Origin of the sequence: Microbacterium marinum, assembly GCF_014204835.1 — a bacterium.
Classification (GTDB): Bacteria; Actinomycetota; Actinomycetes; order Actinomycetales; family Microbacteriaceae; genus Microbacterium; species Microbacterium marinum.
Map to the genome: position 1 here is coordinate 234,574 of NZ_JACHMD010000001.1, position 20,194 is coordinate 254,767.

Here is a 20,194-nt window from a genome sequence, read left to right on the forward strand (position 1 = left end):
CGGAGTGCAGGCCCGGAGGGCTTGCGGAGCGCGGACCCAACGGTGTCCGAGCGGCCGGCACGAACCTGTGCGGCACACATCTCCGGGGCGTAACGTCCGAAGATGAGTATGAAACAGGAAACTGATGGACACCCTGCGGACAACCTCGCTCTCGCGTCGGTTCTCGTGGGGTCGTTACCCAGAACGTTGATGACGCAGGAGGCGCCCACCCGCTACACCGTCGAAGCTGTGTTCAGCCGCCGGCCGGGCGGAGATGAGGTCCGGGGCCTGCTCGGCCCGGAAACCCGCGAGATCCTCGCGAGTTCCGGCTATCCGAACGTGGCGTTGGTTGTGTCCGACCGGCGGCTCGAGATTCACAACACGAACCTGGAGGAACTGCGGGAAGGGCTGGCGCGAGTACTCGCGATGCGTCTGGCTGAGATCAGTGAGCTGACCCGAAGCGCGAAGGAGGCGTCAGCGAGTAGCGCGCGCTCGGTGGCGGCTCGAGAGCTGGAGCGGGTGGCGGCGGTGACCGAGCTCGCCGAGATGGTCTCGTTTGCGATTCCACCGATGCCGGACGACGGTGCGGATCAGCGGGCTCGCACCTATCGCTCACAAATCGAAGCTTGGTCGGGAACGACGAGCGCACCCCGGTGACGGATCGGCGAGAGGTGAACGAAGCCCCGCACGCGGCTGTGGTCTACCACCCTGAGAAGGCGTCCTTGAGGCAGATTCGTGAGCTCGCCGCGGCTCGTGAAACGGCGCTCGACTGGGCGCCGACTCGCTGGTACCCCACACGCGCAGAGGACTCCGGACTGAATGCGACACGAGAGGCCATCAGCGGCGGACCAGCAGTATTGCTCGTCGCGGGCGGTGACGGGACAGTTCGAGCCGCAGCGGCGGTCTTGCAGGGCACCGGAATACCGATGGCACTCCTACCCGCTGGCACCGGAAACCTCCTTGCTCGCGAACTCGGCGTCGTTCTCAGCGACACCGAGACAGCTGTCGCGGCGGCCTTCACCGGCCACGACCGGCGAATCGACGTCGGAATCGTGGAGCTGGAAAACGAGCACCGGCATCGGACGACGCACGTATTCGTGGTGATGGCCGGCATCGGCCTGGATGCGGACATGGCTGAGAACACGAACGCTCTCGCCAAGAAGCATCTGGGTTGGGCCGCATACGTGACCCCGATCGCGAGATCCGTGATCGCGAATCGGCTGTTCCACGTCGTCTACCGCGTCGATGGGAGTCGGGCGCACAGCTCGCGCGCCCATACGATCATCGTCGGCAATTGCGGCACCCTCGCCGGCAACATGCTGCTGATTCCCCGAGCCGTCATCGACGACGGACTTCTCGATGTCGTCATGATGCGACCGACGGGACGCTTCGGGTGGGCGGGGATCGGTTCACGGCTCACCCTTCAGGGCGCAGCGCGTCGGTCACGATTGAGCCGCCGGATCCTGCGACGAATCCCCGACCTGCACTCACTTGCCTACGCTCAGGGCAGCGCGTTCGACGCCACATTCGATCAGCCGCGGGCGATACAACTGGACGGTGACAGCGTTGGGAAAGTCCGAGCTGTCCGCATCACGGTCCAGCCCGGTGCGCTCCTCGTAAGAACTCAACACCCCGCCCTCCTGGCAGGGGTGTCATAGGGACGAGCACTGCGAGACAGGCGCGAGACCGGAGGTCGCGGAGCGCGAGCGAGCCTATGGGACGACCGGAGCTCCGCGAGTCCACCCCGCTTCGACCACGCCTCGTCATCGCTGATCGGATGGGGCTCGCACGTCAGTCGCCTCCCGGTCCCCGGAAACGACGAAGCCGGTCGGGATTCACATCTCCGACCGGCTTGTCTCGCACCTGTGGTGCGCGAGGGGGGACTTGAACCCCCACGCCCATAAGGGCACTGGCACCTGAAGCCAGCGCGTCTGCCAATTCCGCCACTCGCGCGAGCCCGTGTCTCCACGGGATCAACTTTCCGAGGATATCATGGCGCGAGCCCGCCGGAGAATCGCCCGCACCCGCCTTCCCCAGACCCTGCCAGGGTCTGCAACTAGCATGTACGCACCGGTCCAGACTGCCTGAGGAGCCCCGTGGGACTACTAGACAGCTTCGAGAAGGGAATCGAACGCGCCGTGAACGGTGCGTTCGCCAAGACCTTCCGCAGCGGCGTGCAGCCCGTCGAGATCGCCTCCGCGCTGCGGAGCGAGCTCGATGCGAAGGCCGCCGTCGTCTCGCGCGACCGCATCCTCGTGCCCAACACCCTTGAGGTGCGCCTGGCACACGCCGACCACGAGCGCATGCAGGCGATCGGGTCAGCGCTCGATACGGAGCTGCGACAGCTGGTGGAGCGGCACGCGCGTGAGCAGAACTACAGCTTCGCCGGCCCCGTCTCCATCACGCTCGTCACCGACGAGAAGCTCTCGACGGGCACCGTGAGGGTCAGCTCCCGCTCGGCCGCCACGGCAGAGGACGTGTCGTGGCAGGGCGTGGTCGAGATCGACGGCAAGCAGCACACCCTCATTAAGAGCCGCACGGTCATCGGACGTGGGTCGGATGCCGACATCACCATCCCCGACGCCGGCACGAGCCGCCGCCATGTCGAGATCCTCTGGGACGGTCGCCGCGCGATGGTCCGCGACATGGGGTCGACCAACGGCACCCAGTTGAACGGCCAGAAGGTGTCCGAGGCCGCGCTGACGCCGGACTCGGTCGTCACGATCGGTCGCACCCGCATCACGTTCCGCGTCGTCGCCCAGGCGCCGCGCACCCCGTCCCGGCCCGCCGACGATGACGCGACGAGGCTGTTCGACCTCGGAGGCTCTGCGTGAGTGAACTGACCCTGCTGCTGCTGCAGATCGGATTCCTGATCCTGCTGTGGTTCTTCGTCTTCGCCGTCGTCTACTCGCTCCGCGCCGACCTGTTCGGTGTGAAGGTCAGGCGGATGCCGGAGCCCGCGGCCGCCGCGCCCGGCCCGGTCGCGACCGCGCCGGCTAACGCGGAGACCTCGCTCGTCACCCCGATCTCGCAGCGTCCTGCCGCGCCGAGCGGACCGCGGAAGGCGACGGTCGACAGCGTCTCGCGGATCGTCATCACGAGCGGACCCAAGGCCGGACTCGAGCTGCCGCTCGGAGACGAGCCGCTGACGATCGGCCGGTCGAGCGAATCCGGCCTCGTCATCCGCGACGACTACACGTCCAGCCACCACGCACGCCTCGTGCTGTGGGGGGAGCAGTGGATGGTGCAGGATCTCGACTCGACGAACGGCACCTGGCACAACGGCGAGCGCGTGGCATCCCCTGTCCCGATCATCGTGGGCGCCCCGATCAAGGTCGGCGCGACGACCTTCGAGCTGCGGAAGTAACGGCCCGCACCGATGGTCTTCGAGGGCTCCAGCGCCGCCATCTCGCATACCGGGAAGGTCCGCTCCAACAACCAGGACTCGGGCTTCTCGGGCTCGAACCTGTTCATGGTGGCGGATGGCATGGGTGGTCATGCCGGCGGCGACATCGCCTCGAGCATCGCGGTGCACCACCTGAAGTCCCTCGACCACTCCTTCCCGACGCCGGCAGAGGCTGAGCGCGAGCTCCGCGAGTCGATCACCGACGCCGCACACCTCCTCGTCGACACGGTCGCCGAGCGGCCTGAGCTCGCCGGGATGGGCACGACCGTCAGCGCCGTGCTGATGGTCGACGAGTACGCGGTGATCGCCCACATCGGCGACTCTCGTGTGTACCTGTTCCGCGACGGGGTCCTGACGCAGATCACGACAGACCACACGTTCGTTCAGCGCCTCGTCGACTCGGGACGCATCACTCCCGAGGAAGCGCGCTATCACCCGCGTCGCTCGGTTCTGATGCGCGTGCTCGGCGACATGGGCACAGACCCCGAAGTCGACGCGTTCATCATGCAGACCCAGCCGGGCGACCGCTGGCTCATCTGCTCCGACGGGCTCTGCGGAGTCGTCGAGGACACCCAGACCGCGAAGGTGCTCCGACAGGACCTCGCCCCCGGCCGCACGGCCGACATGCTGCTCAAGCAGGCACTCGACGCGGGCGCCCCCGACAACGTGACGATCGTGATCGTCGACGTCGGCGGCCGCCACCCGATGTTCAGTGGCACGGCGACCATCGTCGGCTCCGCGTCGAACCCGCAGGGGATCGAGATCGTCGCGGAGCGGCCCGCCCGCAGCGGCTGGTTCCAGACCGGGCGCCAGGCGGCGAACGAGCCGACCCACTTCGAGCCGGCCGCCGAATACCTCGAGGAGCTCATCGAGGAGGATCGACGCCGCGGCCGCCGCCGCCGCGTCTGGTGGTTCGTCGGTTTCGTCGCGATCATCGCCGCGATCGCCGCGGCCGGCTTCCTCGCGTACTCCTGGACGCAGACCCGCTACTTCATCGGCCCCGACGACGACAGCGTGGTGATCTACCGCGGCATCCAGCAGGACATCGGTCCGATCTCGCTGTCGACCACCTACGAGGACACCGACATCCTGTTGGCCGACCTCCCCGCATACCAGCGGCTCTCCGTCGAGCAGACGATCTCGGCGCGCTCGCTCGCCGACGCGCAGGCCATCGTCGACAACCTCCGTCAGCAGGGAGCGCCATGACCGCTCAGATCGAGACGGACACCACCGTCATCAAGGCACTCCGGAAACTGCGGATGCCGGCGACCCAGCGCAACCGGGAACTCGGCCTGCTGCTGTTCGCCCTCCTCATCACGACCGCGGCGGCCGTGCTGGTGCAGCTGGGCACCCACGGCGAGATCGACCCGACGTTCCTGTCGTACTGCGGCGGTCTGGCCGCGCTCTCCCTGACGCTCCACGTGGTGACACGGATCCGGGCCCGCGACGCCGACCCGTTCGTCGTGCCGATCGCGACGCTGCTCACCGGTCTCGGCATTGCGATGATCTACCGCCTGGACATCGCGCGCGACGTCAGCGGCTGGACCTCCCTCGGGATGCGTCAGCTCGTCTGGGCGGCCATCGCCGTCGCCGGAGCCATCGCGATCGTGATCTTCCTGCGCAACTACCGGGTCCTGTTCCGCTACACCTACATCTTCGGACTCACCGGACTCCTGCTCCTCCTGCTGCCCTTCGTCCCCGGTCTCGGCGTCGAAGCGGGCGCAGACGTCTGGGTCTCGGTGGCCGGGGTCTTCACGTTCCAGCCCGGTGAGCTCGCGAAGATCTGCCTCGCGATCTTCTTCGCCGGCTACCTCGTGCGCACCCGCGAGGCCCTGACCTCGGTCGGCACGAAGTTCCTCGGCATCACGTGGCCCAAGGCCCGCCAGCTCGGTCCGCTCCTGATCATCTGGGGCGCCTCGCTCGGCATCATCGTGCTGCAGCGCGACCTGGGCACCGGCATCCTCATCTTCGGGATGTTCGTCGCCACCCTGTACGTGGCGACCGGCAAGACCAGCTGGGTCATCATCGGCGTGCTTCTGGCCGTCTCCGGTGCGCTCGTTGCGTCGCGCATCCTGCCGTACGTGGGCGCGCGCTTCGACAACTGGCTCGACGCCTTCAACCCGGCATACGTGAACGGCAGCAGCTACCAGCTCGTCTCGGGCATCTTCGGTCTCGCCCACGGCGGTCTCCTCGGCACGGGCTGGGGACTGGGCCGACCGAACCTCACCCCGCTCGCCCACAACGACTACATCCTGCCGAGCCTCGGCGAAGAGCTCGGCCTCGTCGGCGTCTTCGCGATCCTCGCGCTGTACATGGTGTTCGTGAGCCGCGGCATCCGTGTGGGAATCGCCGGCCAGGACGACTTCGGCAAGCTCCTCGCGACGGGCCTGTCGTTCACCCTCGCCCTGCAGGTGTTCATCATGGTGGGCGGCGTGACGCGGCTCATCCCGCTGACCGGCCTGACGATGCCCTTCCTCGCCGCCGGCGGCTCGTCCCTCATCGCGAACTTCCTGATCATCGGCATCCTGCTGCGGATCTCCGACGCCGTTCGCTCGCGTCCCCGGGTGGTGATCGGATGACCAAACAGCTCCGCAGACTCAGCATCGTGATCCTGCTGATGTTCGTCAGCCTGTTCGCGGCGACCAGCTGGATCCAGGTCGCCATCGCTCCGCAGCTGGCCGAGAACCCCGAGAACCGCCGGTCGCTCTACGACTCCTACGAAGTGCAGCGCGGCACGATCTTCGCCGGCGGCACCGCGATCGCCTCGTCCGTGCCGAGCGACGACGTCTACAGCTGGTCGCGCACGTATCCGGATGCCGAGATGTGGGCGCCCGTCACGGGGTTCATCAACCCGGTGCTCCGCTCGTCCACGGGGCTCGAGCAGGCGATGAACTCGGCCCTCGCGGGGACGGGCAGCCAGCAGTTCCTGACCCGCATGGAGCAGATCATCAGCGGCCAGCCGGCGCGCGGCTCGAACGTCCTCCTCTCGCTCGACCCCGACCTCCAGCGGGTCGCGTATGAAGCGTTGGACGGATACGAAGGCGCCGTGGTGGCGATGGAGCCCGACACCGGCCGCATCCTCGCCCTCGCGACGAGCCCGAGCTACGACACCAACCTGCTCGCCTCGCACAACAGCTCCGAGGTGAACGCGGCGTACCAGCAGCTCGTCGACGATCCGCTCGACCCGCTCTACAACCGCGCCTCGCGGGACGCCCTCGACCCTCCCGGGTCGACCTTCAAACTCGTGGTCACCGCGGCGGCTCTCGCCTCGGGCGACTACACGCCCGAGTCGACGTTCGACAACCCCGCCACCTTCACGCTCCCCGGAAGCGACAGCGTCCTGCACAACTTCGACCGCGGCACCTGCGGCCCCGGCGACGAGGTCACCCTCGAGACCGCCCTGCGCCTGAGCTGCAACATCCCGATGGCCGAGCTCGCCCTCGAACTCGGCACCGACGCGCTCCGCGAGCAGGCGCAGAAGTTCGGCTTCAACTCCGCGTTCGAGATCCCGCTCGACGTCACCGCGTCGAAGTACCCCGAGGGTCTCGACGAGCCGCAGACCGCGCTCAGCGGCATCGGTCAGAGCGACGTGCAGGCGACGCCGCTGCAGGTGGCGCTGATCTCCGCCGGGATCGCGAACGACGGCGTGGTCATGAACCCGCGCATGGTCGACCGCGTCGTGGCATCCGACCTCACCGTTCAAGAGGAGCCGGCCGACACCGAATTCGGCCGCGCGATGTCCGAGGAGGACGCCGCGACGCTCACCGAGATGATGGTGGGCAATGTCGAAAACGGCGCAGCGAGCGGTGCGAGAATAGACGGAGTCGACGTCGCCGGGAAGACCGGTACGGCGGAGCACAACCCGGGGGACCCGTACACGCTGTGGTTCACCGGGTTCGCGCCCGCCGAGAATCCCGAAGTGGTCGTCGCGGTGATGGTTCAAAACGGTGGAGGGCTCGGCCAAGAGGGCACGAGCAGTGGGATCGCGGCCCCGATCGCGAAACGAGTGATTGAGGCGGTGCTGAGCGAATGAGACCCACTCAGGGTGTGAGCTTCGGTGGACGGTACGAGCTGGATTCTCGGATCGCCATCGGCGGCATGGGCGAGGTCTGGGAGGCGACCGATCACGTCATCGGCCGCACCGTCGCGATCAAGATCCTCAAAGACGAGTACATGGGCGACCCCGGGTTCCTCGAGCGTTTCCGCGCCGAGGCGCGCCACGCCGCGCTCGTCAACCACGAGGGCATCGCCAGCGTCTTCGACTACGGCGAGGAGAACGGGTCCGCGTTCCTCGTGATGGAGCTCGTCCCCGGCGAGGCGCTGTCGACGATCCTCGAACGCGAGGGCTCCCTCTCCACCGACAAGACGCTCGACATCGTGGCGCAGACGGCATCCGCCCTCCAGGCCGCGCATGCGGCCGGTCTCGTCCACCGCGACATCAAGCCGGGCAACCTGCTGATCACGCCCGACGGCCGCGTGAAGATCACCGACTTCGGCATCGCCCGGATCGCCGACCAGGTTCCCCTGACCGCGACCGGTCAGGTCATGGGCACGGTGCAGTACCTCTCCCCGGAGCAGGCCTCCGGCCACGCGGCATCCCCCGCGACCGACATCTACTCGCTCGGCATCGTCGCGTACGAGCTGCTCGCAGGACGTCGTCCGTTCACGGGCGAGTCGCAGGTCGCGATCGCGATGGCGCAGATCAACGACACCCCGCCACCTCTTCCCGAGACCGTCGCCGACCCCGTGCAGCGCTTCGTCATGAGCATGATCGCGAAGAAGCCGGAGGAGCGCCCCGCGTCGACCTCGGCCGTCGCTCGGGCCGCGACCGCGCTGCGTCGCGGCGACGTCGCCGGTGCTGCGGCCATCGTGCCGGCAATCGCCGGCGGTGGGTCGGATGACGAGTTCACGAAGCTCCTGACGTCCGCGGGGGCGACGGGAGCCGCCACGCGGATCCTCCCGACCACAGCGGCACTGCCTGCCGAGGCCGCCGCCTCGACCGTGACCGACGAGCCCGAGACGAAGAAGAAGAAGCGCAGCCCGTGGACCTGGCCGCTGATCGCGCTCATCGCCCTCCTGGCGGTCGTGCTGATCGGCACGATCATCGCCCTCGTCTCCAACCCGGGCGACGAGGCCGATCCCGGCCCGTCGAATTCTTCGACGATCGAGACGCCGGTGGAAACACCGGACGAACCGACGCCCTCCGAAGAGCCCGAGCCGACCACGGGGAACCCCGGCGCGCTCGACCTCAACGGCAAGACGTGCGACGAGGCGACGCGCATCCTGAACGAGAACCAGTTCAGCAACGTCGTCTGCGAACGCGGCACGCCGGCCGGCTCGAGCGACCAGGAAGGCCTCGTCTACGCGGTCGACCCGACGGGCAACGTCGACTTCACGCGCCAGATCACACTGAGCTACTACGACACCGCCGCCCCGATGAACACGCCCGCTGCGCCCCGCATCGAGGGTGGGAACGCGGACGGTACGGTCACCGCCGGATCGACGGTCAACGTCATGTGGGACAGCTACACCTGCCCCGCCGGCTCGCCGACAGTCTCCACGTACACGATGACCCTCTCCGGAGGCACCTTCGCCGTGAACGGTGAATCGACCGGTCAGTTCAGCATCGACCAGCGCCCACAGCAGGTCGTCGCCGGCGACAGCGGCGTGCTCTCGGTGGCCTACACCGTCACCTGCGACGGCGAGAACGGGGAGCGCACCTCGGGCGACTCCGGCGAGGCTTCCGCCTCGATCGTGCCGGCACAGGAGCCCGACCCGGTCGTCACGCCGCCCGTCGAGGGCGGGGACGGCTGACCCGGGGCGTCTATCAGGAGGCTCCCCGGAGCACTCTTATAGGCTTGCCCCGTCCAGCCCTGGGAGTGATGTGTCCGTTCAGTCACGCGTACTATCGGGCCGCTACCGCGTCGATGACCTCATCGGCCGTGGCGGCATGGCTTCGGTGTACCGTGGCGAAGACCTCACCCTCGGCCGGGCAGTCGCGATCAAGATCCTCGATCCGGGTCTCGCCGCGGACGGGGCTTTCCGCACCCGCTTCCGCCTCGAGGCGCAGTCGGCGTCGCGCATGTCGCACCCCGCGATCGTGCGGGTGTTCGACGCCGGCGAGGAGACGCGCACCGGCCCCGACGGCGCCCCGCACCCCGAGCCGTACATCGTCATGGAGCTCGTCACCGGGCGCCTGCTGAAGGACATCCTCGCCGAGGGGCCGCTTCCGCTCGCCGACGCGCTCCGCTACACCGACGGCATCCTGGAGGCGCTCGAATACTCCCACCTCGCCGGCGTCGTCCATCGTGACATCAAGCCCGGAAACGTCATGGTGACGGATGCCGGTCAGGTGAAGGTGATGGACTTCGGCATCGCCCGTGCCGTCTCCGACTCCTCCTCGACCGTCGCGGAAACCACCGCCATCATCGGGACCGCCTCGTACTTCTCGCCCGAGATGGCCAAGGGCGACCCCGTCGACGCACGCGCCGACATCTACTCCGCCGGCATCGTCCTGTACGAGATGCTCGCCGGGCAGCCGCCGTTCCGGGGCGAGAACCCCATCGCCGTCGCGTACCAGCACGTCAGCGAAGCGCCGGTGCCGCCCTCCGAGGTGACGGATGCCGCTCCTCGCGCGCTGGACGCGATCGTTCTTCGGGCACTCGCCAAAGACCCGTTCCAGCGCCCGCAGACAGCGGCGGCCTTCCGCGACGCGCTGGCCACGGCTGCCGGACGCAAAGCGCCGAGCAAGCGGAAGGTCGAGTCGCTCAGCAACGAGCTGTACGGCGCCGATCCGCGACAGGCGGCGGAGACAGCGCGCTCGCTCCGTCAGCTCAGCAGCGACGACACGATGCGACGGACGCAGTCCGGGCCGCCGGTCGCGTGGGTGTGGGCCGGAATCGCCCTCCTCGCGGCGCTCCTGATCTCGGTGCTCATCTGGGTGACCGCGTTCCGGCCCGCAGGCGCGGAGGTCACCCCGAACGCACTCCTCGTTCCCGACGTCGTCTCGATGACGTGGGATCGTGCGAACGACGTGCTCACCGAATCCGAACTCGAGGTCCGGCGCGTCACCGAGACGAGTGCAGACGTGCCCGCGGACTCCGTCATCCGCACCGACCCCCTCGCCGGCACGAGTGTCGCCCCCGGCGACGAGATCACCGTCTTCGTGTCGTCCGGCATCGAAACAGCCGCCGTCCCGCCGCTCGAGTCGCTGACGCTCGACGAAGCGACGCGCGCGCTCGAAGGCGCCGGTCTTTCCCTCGGAGCAGTCAGTCGACGCAGCGACCCCGACCTCGGCAAAGACACCGTCGTGAGCGCCACCGTCGGCGCCGGCAGCGTCGCAGAGGGCGACGAGCTCCCCAAGGGCACCGCCGTCGACCTGGTCGTCGCGACCGGGACCGTGACGGTGGAGGACTTCGCGCTCAACTACTCGGTCGACAAGGCCGTCGAGATCCTGCGGTCAGACGCCTATGGATTGACCCCGGTGATCCAAGAGGATCCGTCGTGTCCTGCGACTGACCCCCGCATGGTCAAGGTGCAGTCGCACGTCGGCGAGGTTCCCGTGCACTCGGAGATCACGCTGACCGTCTGCAGCGGCTGAGGTCAGGCGACGCTCCGGTGCGGTGACAGCGCGGCCCCGCGCGACGCGGCATCCGTGAGCCCCACCGATTCCAGCCAGTTGCCGAGCAACCGGTAACCGCCCTCTGTCAGGACGCTCTCCGGATGGAACTGCACGCCGAGGACCGGCGCCGAGCGGTGGGCCACCGCCATGATGGTTCCCGACGAGGTCGACGCCGTGACGACGAGGTCGGCCGGGAGGGTGTCTGCCTCAATCGCGAGCGAGTGATAACGCGCCGCGCGGAATGGCTCGGGGAGTCCGTCGAACAGCGGAGACCCATCGTGCTGCACCTCCGAGGTCCGGCCGTGCATCAGCTCCGCAGCGTGACCCACGGTGGCGCCGACCGCCACCGCGATCGCCTGGTGCCCGAGGCACACGCCGAGCAGCGGCATCCGCTCGCGGACACATGCGCGAACGACGGCGATCGAATCGCCTGCGTCTTCCGGCGCGCCGGGACCGGGGGACAACAGCACCCCGGCGTACCCGTGCGCGATGCGGTCGACCGCGTCCCCGGCATCCGCTTCGACCAAGTCCACCACCGCGCCGAGCTCGCGCAAGTATCCGACGAGCGTGTGGACGAAGCTGTCGTGGTTGTCGACGACGAGGATGCGGACGGATGCCGCGGCGTCGGAAGCGGGCAGCACTCAGCCGCCGCCGATGGTCGATTCCTGGTCGGGCGCGAAGAACGTGAACACCCAGGGGAAGACGTGGAAGTACAGGAGGTAGAGGACCGCCGCCAGGAGGACCAGCAGGATCAGGGTCCGGACCCACCAGGGACCGGGGAGGATCCGCCACAGTGCGCCGTACATCAGGCCGTCACTCCGTCCGTCAGCGAAGCCGGCGCACCCTCGGAGGCCGGCGTGAAGTCTTCGAAGACCGCGTAGGCCACGATCCGCTCGAGCATGTTGAGCTTCGGAGCACAGCTGGTGAGCGTCAGGTATCGACCGTTGGCCTCGACGCCCTCCTGGTTGGGCACCGGGAGAAGCACCTGGACCTGCGTGTCCTGCACGTACTCGAGCGAGCGGAATCGGTACGTGTACCAACCCGCCTTCGTCTGGATCACGATGGCGTCGCCGATGACGAGCTTGTCAATCGGATCGAAAGGAGCGCCAGAAGTCCACCGGTGGGCCGCATATGCGGTGTTACCGATGTCGCCCGGCATGGCCGTGTCGGGATAGTGTCCCACCTCGCCCTGGTCGAGGATGTCGGGGCGGGAGATGCCCGAGGCGATCTTGAACTTCCAGTCCGAGCCGAACCGGGGAATCCGCATGATCCCGAACACGTCACCGTGCTCCTGATCACCCAGCACCGGGATCGCGGCGGGGTCGGCCGGAGACGGGTCCGGGTCGGTGGGCGACGGCTCTGGTTCCTCAGCCTCGGCCGCCCACTGCTGCGCGAGGGCATCCGCCTCGGCTTTCTTCTGGTTGGAGATGATGATGTCGCCGATCCAGGTGTGCCAGCTCACATACATGAGCGCCACCACGCCGACGGTGATGAGGATCTCGCCGAGCACGCTCAAGAACGTGGCGCGCGGCCGTGGGCGTCGGCGTGCGCGATGCGAGCGGCGCGAAGGCTGCTCCGACGGCGTGGAGGGCTCGGTCACGATCGGATTCTAGTCAGCGCAGGCTGTGGGGAGGCTGGCAGGTAGACTTTCGGCCATGGCACGTGGAGACAAGGACGAGGACCGGCTCGTCGAGCCCGAAGGCGAAGCCGCCCCGAACCCGGTCTGGTTCAAGCCGATCATGATCGGCCTCATGCTGATCGGTCTCGTCTGGATCATCGTGTTCTATCTGAGCGGCCAGGCGTACCCGATTCCGGGCATCGAAGCCTGGAACCTCGTCATCGGCTTCGGGATCGCCTTCATCGGCTTCCTGATGACCACGCGCTGGCGCTGAGCGTTCCGCTCGCCCGCAGCATCCGTACGACAGGAATTACACGGGTGTGATTCATCCCCACCTGTGGATGAACCTGTGGATAACTCAGCGATACAGCAGCGGCGGCACGACGATCGTCACGACGAGCAGCAGAACCGCCACTCCCACCAGGAGTGACACCTGCAACGGCTGACGCTTGACCGGCCGCGTGCGCGCGAAGATCCATCCGACGAGCAGTCCCACGAGACCGCCGCCGACGTGCGCCTGCCACGAGATCCCCGTTCCCACGAACGAGAACACCAGGTTGATCCCGAGAAGGATCGCGATCGGCAACACGTTGACGCCGATGTTCCGGCCGATGATGAGCATCGCCGTGAGCAGACCCCAGACGGCACCCGAGGCACCGACGACGGTGGTGCCGGGCGCGATCAGAGCGACCAACGCCGACCCGCCCGCGGCGCTCAGCAGATAGAGCGCAAGGAAGCGCCACCGCCCGAGCAGCGGTTCGAGACTTCTCCCCAGCGCCCAGAGTGCCAGCATGTTCAGCGCGACGTGGAACGGAAGGGGGGTGGCATGCACCAGCGTGACGGTGAGGATCCGCCACGGCTCGAAGCTCCCGCCCGGCAGCCCGGGATAGACGTACGCGCTGTTGAAGAGGAGCAGGCCGCGAACGACCGGCCCGATCCCCGGAACCAACCCGATGAGGTACGCGGCGACGGTGACGATCAGAATCGCGTACGTCACGATCGGACGGTCGCTGCGCAGCTTCCGGGAGATACGTCCAGGAAGACGGCGCACGTTGTCCGCGCGCTGACCCTTCTGCTGCTCGGCCAGGCACTCCGGGCACACGACACCCACGGGCATCGGCGTCTGGCATTCGTGGCAGACCGTGCGCAGGCATCGCTGACAGAGCACGAAACTCTGGCGATCAGGATGCCGGTAGCAGAAGTTGTCCGGGTTGCTCCGGGGATCGGTGGAGCTCACAGTGCGGTCAGACGGCCGCGACGTCGATCGAGGAGATGACCACCGGCTCGATCGGACGGTCCTGCGCGCCCGTGGGGACGGCGCTGATGGCGTCGACGACCGCGCGCGACGCGTCATCGGCGACCTCACCGAAGATCGTGTGCTTGCCGTTGAGCCACGGAGTCGGGTCGGTGGTGATGAAGAACTGCGAGCCGTTGGTGCCCTCGGCCTTGCCCGTGATGGCGTTGCGGCGCAGGCCGGCGTTCGCCATCGCGAGCAGGTACGGCTTGCCGAAAGACAGCTCGGGGCTGATCTCGTCGTCGAAGTTGTATCCCGGACCGCCGACGCCCTGACCGAGCGGGTCGCCACCCTGGATCATGAAGCCGGGGATGATGCGGTGGAAGATGACGTCCTTGTACAGGGGGCCCTCGCCGGGCTTGCCGGTGGCGGGGTGGGTCCAGCTCTGCGAGCCGTCGGCGAGACCGACGAAGTTGGTGACGGTGCGCGGCGCCTGATCGCCGAACAGGTTGACGACGATGTCGCCGTGGTTGGTGTGCAGGGTCGCGACAGCGGAATGAATCGGCATACTGATCATTCTCTCACCCGCAACCCCCTTGGCCGTCGGGATGCGTCTGGCAGTATGGGGACAAACGTCCCCGGATGACCCCGGAAAAGGGAGGGCACCGTGAGCCTCAACCGCAAGCGCAAGAAGGAACTCCGCAAGCTGCAGAACCAGGCAGCCAAGCTGTGGGAGACCCAGCAGGTCCTGGTCGGTCAGGCAGGTGACGTCGCGCGCGAAGCCGGCCGCCAGCTCGGCAACTACAACCGCGAGCACGTCGTACCGACCGTGCAGCACTCGTACGACAAGTTCGCCGCCCCGTATGTCGAGCAGGGTGTCGAGACAGGGCGTCGCGTCCTGAACGGCGCGCTGGTCCCCGCTGCGGGCGCCGTCGTCGGAACCGCCCTGTCGGTGTGGGATGTGGCGAACGACAAGCGCCACCGCCTGGCTCACGGCAAGAGCTTCGGCGACTTCGACGTCGCGAAGTTCAAGAAGAACGCCGCGAAGGCCGGCAAGAAGGCGACCAAGCAGTTCACCGTCGCCCCGCCCGCGAAGAAGGGCATCGGCGCCGGTGGCGTGATCGCCATCATCCTCGGCGTCGCCGCTACGGCCGGCGTGCTCTACGCCGCATGGCAGACCCTTCGTGCCGACGACGAGCTCTGGGTGGCGGACGACCCGCTGCGCGCCCCGGATGCCTGAATCGGCTTCTGCACCATCGGAGCGCGTCGCGGAAGCGGCGCGCTCCCGGTCTTTGGCGGTCGAATTCCGGGAACGGCCCGCCGCGAACAGCCTCGAAGACGCGGCGGAGCTCTTGGGTCTCCAGCCGTCCGACATCGTGAAGACGCTCGTGGTGAAGCGCAGCGATGACACCTACCTGTTCGCGCTGATCCCGGGTGATCGTGCGATCTCGTGGCCGAAGCTCCGCGCCGTGGTCGGCGTCAACAAGCTCCGCCTCCCGGAGGCCGCCCTCGCACTGGCTGCGACCGGATACGAGCGCGGCACGATCACCCCGATCGGAAGCACCACCGACTGGCCTGTGTTCGCCGATGAGAGCATCGTCGGGCGCCGCATCGCCATGGGTGCCGGTGTTCACGGCTTCAGCCTGTTCGTGCAGGCGGACGACCTGATCCGCGCCTACGGCGCGACCGTTGCGGACATCTCGGAGGAGATGTCGGCGCGTCAGGGCTGAGGCGACAGACCCGCCATCCTCATCGCGACGTCGACGAGGCCCACACGCGTCAGGTCGGGCACCTCAGCGAGGGGGAACCACGCCGCTTCGTCGGTGGATCCGTCGAGCTCGTTGCGAAGTTCACCTCCCACGATGTGTGCGCGGTACAGGATCCGGAGGGCGTGCAGCGCGTCGTGCCCGTGGAGACGGTCGCGCGCAGCGATCACGTGCGAGTCGACGCCGAGGATGCCGTCGAGTTCCACGTGAAACCCCGTCTCTTCGAGGACCTCCCGCACCGCGGCATCCGCGGGGTCTTCGCCCGCCTCGAGGCCCCCGCCGGGCATCGTCCAGGCGGGACGGCGTGCGTTGTTCCAATGCGCGAGGAGGATCCGATCGCCGTCGACGATGACGGCATACGCTGCGACCCTCATGTCCACGCCCTTACCCTATCGGGAGGGCTCGCGGGGCCGCGGGCCGGCTTCGTCCTGGCGTGCACCACAGCGGATGCGGAGGCTCGACACGCCGTGGTGAGAAGCGCCGCGCGGCGCGTAGCGGTCTCGACTCCGCCGTTATGCACGAGAAGTGCATGTGAACGAGACGAACGCGGCGTGGCCAGGTGTAACGAAGAACGCCGGCCACGGGGCCGGCGTTCGGAGATTGTGGAGCCTAGGAGATTCGAACTCCTGACATCCTGCTTGCAAAGCAGGCGCTCTACCAACTGAGCTAAGGCCCCTCGATGGGTGAGAGTGGGGCTACCAGGACTTGAACCTGGGACCTCTTCATTATCAGTGAAGCGCTCTAACCGCCTGAGCTATAGCCCCGTCGTTGCCTGGCTTACGCCTGCAACCTCCAAGACTTTACCCGAAGAGGCATCGGTTTGACGAATCGGGATGCCGCGCGGCCCCCGCCCTCCCGGCGTTCTGGTTTACTGGCGTCATGACCGACACGATCCACGACGAACCGCACGACGCGAAGATCGGCGAGAAGCTCAACTGGCTACGCGCCGGCGTGCTCGGCGCGAACGACGGCATCGTGTCGGTGGCCGCTGTCGCCGTCGGCGTCGCGGGCGCGACGACGCTCCTCGGGCCGATCGTGACGGCGTCGACGGCGGCTCTCGTCGGTGGCGCCATCTCGATGGCCCTGGGCGAGTACGTGTCGGTGAGCAGTCAGCGCGACACGGAGAAAGCGCTCATCGAGAAGGAACGTCGGGAACTCGCGGAGATGCCCGAGGAGGAGCTCGCCGAACTGACGGAGCTGTATCGCCAGCGCGGACTGTCGGACGAGACCGCCCACCGCGTGGCGGTGGAGCTCACCGAGCACGACGCTCTCGCCGCGCACCTCGAGGTGGAGCTCGGTATCAACCAGGACGACCTCACCAACCCGTGGCACGCGGCCCTGTCCTCTGCGATCGCGTTCACGTTGGGAGCACTGCTGCCGCTGCTGGCGATCCTGTTGCCCCCGCCGGAGTGGCGCGTGCCGACGACATTCGTCGCCGTCCTGGTCGCGCTTGCGGTCACCGGCACGGTCTCGGCCGCCCTCGGCGGTGCCGGCAGGGTGCGCGCCTCGCTGCGTCTGGTGATCGGCGGCGCGCTCGCGCTCGCTGTCACCTGGGTGATCGGAGTACTTCTCGGAACGACGGTGCTCTGACCGTCGCGCGCGATCAGTTCGAGGTGAAGCCGACCAGAAGGCCGCCGGTCACCTTGACCATCAGGTTGTAGATCCCGGCGAGAACGGCGCCCAGCACCGTCACCACGATCAGGTTGAGGATCGCGACGACGGCGGCGAAGGCCATCACCTGGGGAAGGCTCAGGACCGAGCCGAGGAGGAAGTCACCACCGGTCACGGCCGTCAGCAACTCATCGACCTGGGTGATGAGCCCCGTTGACTGGATGACCAGGAACACAAGGAAGGTGGCGATGACCGTGACGATCGCGAGGGCGACAGCCGTGAGGAACGACAGCTTCACAGCCGACCAGAAGTCGACGTAGACCAGGCGCAGGCGCACCTGCTTCGCGTTCGTCTTGCTCGACGACTTCTTCGCCAGCTTGTCGGCTACCGTGCTCATGCGTCACTCTCTTCGGTGGTCTCGGGAGCCGGGGCTGCGTCCTCCGTGGCGATCTCCTCAGCAAGCCCGCGTTCGCCGTTCCGGGCGATCGCGAGGATGCGGTCGTCGTCATCGGGACGGGCGAAAACCACGCCCATCGTGTCGCGGCCCTTGGCGGGCACCTCGGCAACGGCCGAGCGTACCACCTTGCCGCTGGCAAGAACCACCAGGACCTCGTCCACCGCGCTGACGATCAAGCCCCCGGCGAGCTCGCCCCGATCGTCGTGCAGCTTCGCCACCTTGATGCCGAGGCCGCCGCGTCCCTGGACGCGGTACTGGTCGACCGCGGTGCGCTTGGCGTAGCCGCCCTGCGTCACGACGAACACGTACCCCTCGTCTCGGACGACGGATGCCGAGAGGAGACTGTCGTTCTCGCGGAACGACATGCCCTTCACACCCTCGGTCGAGCGTCCCATCGGACGCAGCGACTCGTCGCTCGCGGTGAACCGCAGCGACATCCCGAGACGGGACACGAGGAGGAGGTCGTCGGTGGAGTCGACCAGCATGGCGCTGACCAGCTCGTCGCCGTTCTCCTCGTCCTGGCCGCGCAGACGGATGGCGATGATGCCGCCCTGGCGGTTGGTGTCGTACTCGGTGAGAGCCGTCTTCTTGATCTTGCCGTCGCGCGTGGCGAGCACGAGGTATTCCGCGGTCGCGTAATCGCGGATGTCGAGGATCTGCGCGATCTCCTCGTCGGGCTGGAGGGCGAGCAGGTTCGCGACGTGCTGACCCTTCGCGTCACGACCGCCCTCGGGCAGCTCGTAGCCCTTGGCCCGGTAGACGCGGCCCTTCGTGGTGAAGAAGAGCAGCCAGTGGTGGGTCGTCGTCACGAAGAAGTGCTCGACGACGTCGTCGGCGCGCAGCTGCGCACCCTTCACACCCTTCCCGCCGCGGTGCTGCGAACGGTAGTTGTCGCTGCGGGTGCGCTTGACGTACCCGTTGCGGGTGACGGTGACGACGATCTCCTCTTCGGGGATGAGATCTTCCATCGACATGTCGCCGTCGAACCCGTGCAGGATGTGGGTGCGACGCTCGTCGCCGAACTTGGCGACGATCTCGCCGAGCTCCTCCGAGATGATCGTGCTCTGCCGGTCGCGCGAGGCGAGGATGTCGTTGAGGTCGGCGATCTTGAGCTCGAGCTCGGCGGCCTCGTCGATGATCTTCTGACGTTCGAGGGCGGCGAGTCGGCGCAGCTGCATCGACAGGATGGCATCCGCTTGAGCGTCGTCGATGTCGAGCAGCGACTTCAGGCCGGCACGCGCCTCGTCGACGGTGGGCGACCGGCGGATCAACGCGATGACCTCGTCGAGCGCATCGAGCGCCTTGAGGTACCCGCGCAGGATGTGCATGCGCTTCTCGGCCTCGCGCAGCCGGTAGCGGGTGCGCCGGACGATGACCTCGAACTGGTGCGCGAGCCAGTAGCTCACGAAACCGTCGAGCGGCAGGGTGCGGGGCACGCCGTCGACGATCGCGAGCATGTTCGCGCCGAAGTTCTCCTGCAGCTGCGTGTGCTTGTACAGGTTGTTCAGCACGACCTTGGCGACGGCGTCGCGCTTGAGGACGATGACGAGGCGCTGCCCGGTGCGGTCACTGGTCTCGTCGCGGATGTCCGCGATGCCCGTGATCTTGCCGTCCCGCGCCAGGTCGCGGATCTTCGCCGCGACGTTGTCGGGGTTGACCTGGTACGGCAGCTCCGTGACGACGAGGCAGGTGCGGTTCTGGATCTCCTCGACGCTGACGACCGCGCGCATCGTGACGGACCCGCGGCCGGTGCGGTAGGCCTCGCGGATGCCCTTGGTGCCGAGGATCTGCGCACCGGTGGGGAAGTCGGGCCCCGGGATGCGCTCCATGAGCGCCTCGAGGAGCTCATCGCGGGTGGCATCCGGGTGATCGAGCGCCCACTGCACACCGTCGGCGACCTCGCGCAGGTTGTGCGGCGGGATGTTCGTCGCCATGCCGACGGCGATGCCGACCGAGCCGTTCACCAGCAGGTTCGGGAAGCGCGACGGCAGGACGACCGGCTCCTGCGTGCGGCCGTCGTAGTTGTCCTCGAAGTCGACGGTGTCCTCGTCGATGTCGCGCACCATCTCGAGCGCGAGCTGAGCCATCTTCGTCTCGGTGTACCGGGGGGCCGCGGCGCCCATGTTGCCGGGCGACCCGAAGTTGCCCTGACCATCGGCGAGCGGGTAGCGCAGCGACCACGGCTGGACGAGACGGACGAGGGCGTCGTAGATCGCGCTGTCGCCGTGGGGGTGGTACTGACCCATGACCTCGCCGACGACGCGGGCGCACTTGGAGTAGCTCTTGTCGGGGCGGTATCCGCCGTCGTACATGCCGTACAGCACGCGGCGGTGGACGGGCTTGAGGCCGTCCTCCACGCGCGGGAGTGCACGACCCACGATGACGCTCATCGCGTAATCGAGGTAGCTCCGCTGCATTTCGACCTGGAGGTCGACCTGGTCGATGTTGCCGTGCTCGTACCCGGCGTTCGGGTCGGGACGCTCTTCGTCAGCCATGTTCTCT

At 67.8% G+C, this 20,194-nt stretch carries 21 protein-coding genes and 3 tRNA genes; 13 read left to right on the forward strand and 11 right to left on the reverse strand.

What is annotated here, in order from left to right:
• The first annotated feature begins 102 nt into the window (after positions 1–102).
• Both BKA24_RS01070 and BKA24_RS01075 read left to right on the forward strand, forming a co-directional pair.
• The gene (locus tag BKA24_RS01070) at positions 103–636 is read left to right on the forward strand and encodes a hypothetical protein (protein ID WP_246366965.1); all 534 of its coding nucleotides are present in this window, start codon (positions 103–105) and stop codon (positions 634–636) included.
• Between the two features lie 38 nt (positions 637–674).
• Complete coding sequence (locus BKA24_RS01075; RefSeq protein WP_343066146.1) at positions 675–1,637, forward strand: diacylglycerol/lipid kinase family protein; 963 nt, start codon at positions 675–677, stop codon at positions 1,635–1,637.
• A gap of 208 nt (positions 1,638–1,845) precedes the next feature.
• On the opposite strand, the gene BKA24_RS01080 is transcribed toward BKA24_RS01075, so the two are convergent.
• A tRNA-Leu gene (locus BKA24_RS01080) sits at positions 1,846–1,932 on the reverse strand.
• Between the two features lie 143 nt (positions 1,933–2,075).
• Here BKA24_RS01080 and BKA24_RS01085 point away from each other — a divergent pair.
• From BKA24_RS01085 to pknB, 7 genes are all read left to right on the forward strand, one after another.
• Entirely contained in the window at positions 2,076–2,813 is a 738-nt protein-coding gene (locus BKA24_RS01085) for an FhaA domain-containing protein (RefSeq protein ID WP_184214447.1), read from the forward strand.
• Positions 2,810–3,346, forward strand: a complete 537-nt coding sequence (locus BKA24_RS01090) for an FHA domain-containing protein FhaB/FipA (protein WP_184214449.1) — start codon at positions 2,810–2,812, stop codon at positions 3,344–3,346. Before BKA24_RS01085 ends, BKA24_RS01090 begins: the two co-directional genes overlap by 4 nt.
• 12 nt (positions 3,347–3,358) lie before the next feature.
• The gene (locus tag BKA24_RS01095) at positions 3,359–4,591 is read left to right on the forward strand and encodes a PP2C family protein-serine/threonine phosphatase (protein ID WP_184214451.1); all 1,233 of its coding nucleotides are present in this window, start codon (positions 3,359–3,361) and stop codon (positions 4,589–4,591) included.
• Positions 4,588–5,964 (forward strand): FtsW/RodA/SpoVE family cell cycle protein, encoded by a 1,377-nt coding sequence (locus tag BKA24_RS01100; protein WP_184214453.1) that lies wholly within the window; start codon positions 4,588–4,590, stop codon positions 5,962–5,964. The genes BKA24_RS01095 and BKA24_RS01100 overlap by 4 nt, the downstream gene beginning before the upstream one ends.
• The gene (locus BKA24_RS01105) at positions 5,961–7,418 is read left to right on the forward strand and encodes a peptidoglycan D,D-transpeptidase FtsI family protein (protein WP_184214455.1); all 1,458 of its coding nucleotides are present in this window, start codon (positions 5,961–5,963) and stop codon (positions 7,416–7,418) included. Before BKA24_RS01100 ends, BKA24_RS01105 begins: the two co-directional genes overlap by 4 nt.
• The gene (locus BKA24_RS01110; protein ID WP_184214457.1) at positions 7,415–9,199 is read left to right on the forward strand and encodes a protein kinase domain-containing protein; all 1,785 of its coding nucleotides are present in this window, start codon (positions 7,415–7,417) and stop codon (positions 9,197–9,199) included. The genes BKA24_RS01105 and BKA24_RS01110 overlap by 4 nt, the downstream gene beginning before the upstream one ends.
• Positions 9,200–9,269: 70 nt before the next feature.
• Entirely contained in the window at positions 9,270–10,985 is a 1,716-nt protein-coding gene (gene pknB, locus BKA24_RS01115; RefSeq protein WP_184214459.1) for a Stk1 family PASTA domain-containing Ser/Thr kinase, read from the forward strand.
• 2 nt (positions 10,986–10,987) lie between these two features.
• Here pknB and BKA24_RS01120 read toward each other — a convergent pair whose 3' ends face one another.
• Genes BKA24_RS01120 through BKA24_RS01130 form a run of 3 tightly spaced genes read right to left on the reverse strand, consistent with a single transcriptional unit; the run spans position 10,988 to position 12,606 of the window.
• Positions 10,988–11,644, reverse strand: a complete 657-nt coding sequence (locus tag BKA24_RS01120; RefSeq protein ID WP_184220277.1) for an anthranilate synthase component II — start codon at positions 11,642–11,644, stop codon at positions 10,988–10,990.
• 3 nt (positions 11,645–11,647) lie between these two features.
• Positions 11,648–11,812, reverse strand: coding sequence for a hypothetical protein (locus tag BKA24_RS01125; protein WP_184214460.1), 165 nt, complete (start codon positions 11,810–11,812; stop codon positions 11,648–11,650).
• Positions 11,812–12,606, reverse strand: coding sequence for a class E sortase (locus BKA24_RS01130; RefSeq protein WP_343065826.1), 795 nt, complete (start codon positions 12,604–12,606; stop codon positions 11,812–11,814). Before BKA24_RS01130 ends, BKA24_RS01125 begins: the two co-directional genes overlap by 1 nt.
• 55 nt (positions 12,607–12,661) lie before the next feature.
• Between BKA24_RS01130 and BKA24_RS01135 the strand changes: the two genes are divergently transcribed.
• Complete coding sequence (locus BKA24_RS01135; RefSeq protein WP_184214463.1) at positions 12,662–12,898, forward strand: cell division protein CrgA; 237 nt, start codon at positions 12,662–12,664, stop codon at positions 12,896–12,898.
• An 84-nt stretch (positions 12,899–12,982) separates the two neighbouring features.
• On the opposite strand, the gene BKA24_RS15450 is transcribed toward BKA24_RS01135, so the two are convergent.
• Together BKA24_RS15450 and BKA24_RS01145 are read right to left on the reverse strand one after the other, a co-directional pair.
• The gene (locus BKA24_RS15450) at positions 12,983–13,621 is read right to left on the reverse strand and encodes a rhomboid family intramembrane serine protease (protein WP_343065827.1); all 639 of its coding nucleotides are present in this window, start codon (positions 13,619–13,621) and stop codon (positions 12,983–12,985) included.
• Between the two features lie 247 nt (positions 13,622–13,868).
• The gene (locus BKA24_RS01145; protein WP_184214467.1) at positions 13,869–14,426 is read right to left on the reverse strand and encodes a peptidylprolyl isomerase; all 558 of its coding nucleotides are present in this window, start codon (positions 14,424–14,426) and stop codon (positions 13,869–13,871) included.
• A 99-nt stretch (positions 14,427–14,525) separates the two neighbouring features.
• On the opposite strand from BKA24_RS01145, the gene BKA24_RS01150 reads away from it, so the two are divergent.
• On the forward strand, positions 14,526–15,098 hold the full coding sequence (locus tag BKA24_RS01150) for a DNA helicase (protein ID WP_184214469.1): 573 nt from the start codon (positions 14,526–14,528) through the stop codon (positions 15,096–15,098).
• Positions 15,091–15,588, forward strand: coding sequence for an aminoacyl-tRNA deacylase (locus BKA24_RS01155; protein WP_184214471.1), 498 nt, complete (start codon positions 15,091–15,093; stop codon positions 15,586–15,588). Before BKA24_RS01150 ends, BKA24_RS01155 begins: the two co-directional genes overlap by 8 nt.
• On the opposite strand, the gene BKA24_RS01160 is transcribed toward BKA24_RS01155, so the two are convergent.
• From BKA24_RS01160 to BKA24_RS01170, 3 genes are all read right to left on the reverse strand, one after another.
• Positions 15,579–16,004: an NUDIX domain-containing protein gene (locus BKA24_RS01160; RefSeq protein ID WP_184214473.1), complete on the reverse strand. Its 426-nt coding sequence runs from the start codon at positions 16,002–16,004 to the stop codon at positions 15,579–15,581. The two genes, BKA24_RS01155 and BKA24_RS01160, sit on opposite strands and share 10 nt — an antisense overlap.
• A gap of 223 nt (positions 16,005–16,227) precedes the next feature.
• A tRNA-Ala gene (locus BKA24_RS01165) sits at positions 16,228–16,300 on the reverse strand.
• Positions 16,301–16,314: 14 nt separating this feature from the next.
• A tRNA-Ile gene (locus BKA24_RS01170) sits at positions 16,315–16,388 on the reverse strand.
• 115 nt (positions 16,389–16,503) lie between these two features.
• Here BKA24_RS01170 and BKA24_RS01175 point away from each other — a divergent pair.
• A complete protein-coding gene (locus tag BKA24_RS01175) occupies positions 16,504–17,214 on the forward strand; it encodes a VIT1/CCC1 transporter family protein (protein ID WP_184214475.1) in 711 nt (236 codons plus the stop codon).
• A gap of 13 nt (positions 17,215–17,227) precedes the next feature.
• On the opposite strand, the gene BKA24_RS01180 is transcribed toward BKA24_RS01175, so the two are convergent.
• Both BKA24_RS01180 and gyrA read right to left on the reverse strand, forming a co-directional pair.
• Positions 17,228–17,632, reverse strand: a complete 405-nt coding sequence (locus tag BKA24_RS01180) for a DUF3566 domain-containing protein (protein ID WP_184214477.1) — start codon at positions 17,630–17,632, stop codon at positions 17,228–17,230.
• Entirely contained in the window at positions 17,629–20,187 is a 2,559-nt protein-coding gene (gene gyrA, locus BKA24_RS01185; protein WP_184214479.1) for a DNA gyrase subunit A, read from the reverse strand. Before gyrA ends, BKA24_RS01180 begins: the two co-directional genes overlap by 4 nt.
• Positions 20,188–20,194: the final 7 nt, after the last annotated feature.

Excerpts from the sequence above, each read along its gene's own strand:
- BKA24_RS01070 (WP_246366965.1), top strand. The coding sequence starts at position 103 with ATGAGTATGAAACAGGAAACTGATGGACACCCTGCGGACAACCTCGCT.
- BKA24_RS01095 (WP_184214451.1), top strand. The coding sequence starts at position 3,359 with ATGGTCTTCGAGGGCTCCAGCGCCGCCATCTCGCATACCGGGAAGGTC.
- BKA24_RS01100 (WP_184214453.1), top strand. The coding sequence starts at position 4,588 with ATGACCGCTCAGATCGAGACGGACACCACCGTCATCAAGGCACTCCGG.
- BKA24_RS01105 (WP_184214455.1), top strand. The coding sequence starts at position 5,961 with ATGACCAAACAGCTCCGCAGACTCAGCATCGTGATCCTGCTGATGTTC.
- BKA24_RS01110 (WP_184214457.1), top strand. The coding sequence starts at position 7,415 with ATGAGACCCACTCAGGGTGTGAGCTTCGGTGGACGGTACGAGCTGGAT.
- BKA24_RS01125 (WP_184214460.1), bottom strand. The coding sequence starts at position 11,812 with ATGTACGGCGCACTGTGGCGGATCCTCCCCGGTCCCTGGTGGGTCCGG.
- BKA24_RS01135 (WP_184214463.1), top strand. The coding sequence starts at position 12,662 with ATGGCACGTGGAGACAAGGACGAGGACCGGCTCGTCGAGCCCGAAGGC.
- BKA24_RS01145 (WP_184214467.1), bottom strand. The coding sequence starts at position 14,426 with ATGCCGATTCATTCCGCTGTCGCGACCCTGCACACCAACCACGGCGAC.
- BKA24_RS01155 (WP_184214471.1), top strand. The coding sequence starts at position 15,091 with ATGCCTGAATCGGCTTCTGCACCATCGGAGCGCGTCGCGGAAGCGGCG.
- BKA24_RS01175 (WP_184214475.1), top strand. The coding sequence starts at position 16,504 with ATGACCGACACGATCCACGACGAACCGCACGACGCGAAGATCGGCGAG.
- BKA24_RS01180 (WP_184214477.1), bottom strand. The coding sequence starts at position 17,632 with ATGAGCACGGTAGCCGACAAGCTGGCGAAGAAGTCGTCGAGCAAGACG.
- gyrA (WP_184214479.1), bottom strand. The coding sequence starts at position 20,187 with ATGGCTGACGAAGAGCGTCCCGACCCGAACGCCGGGTACGAGCACGGC.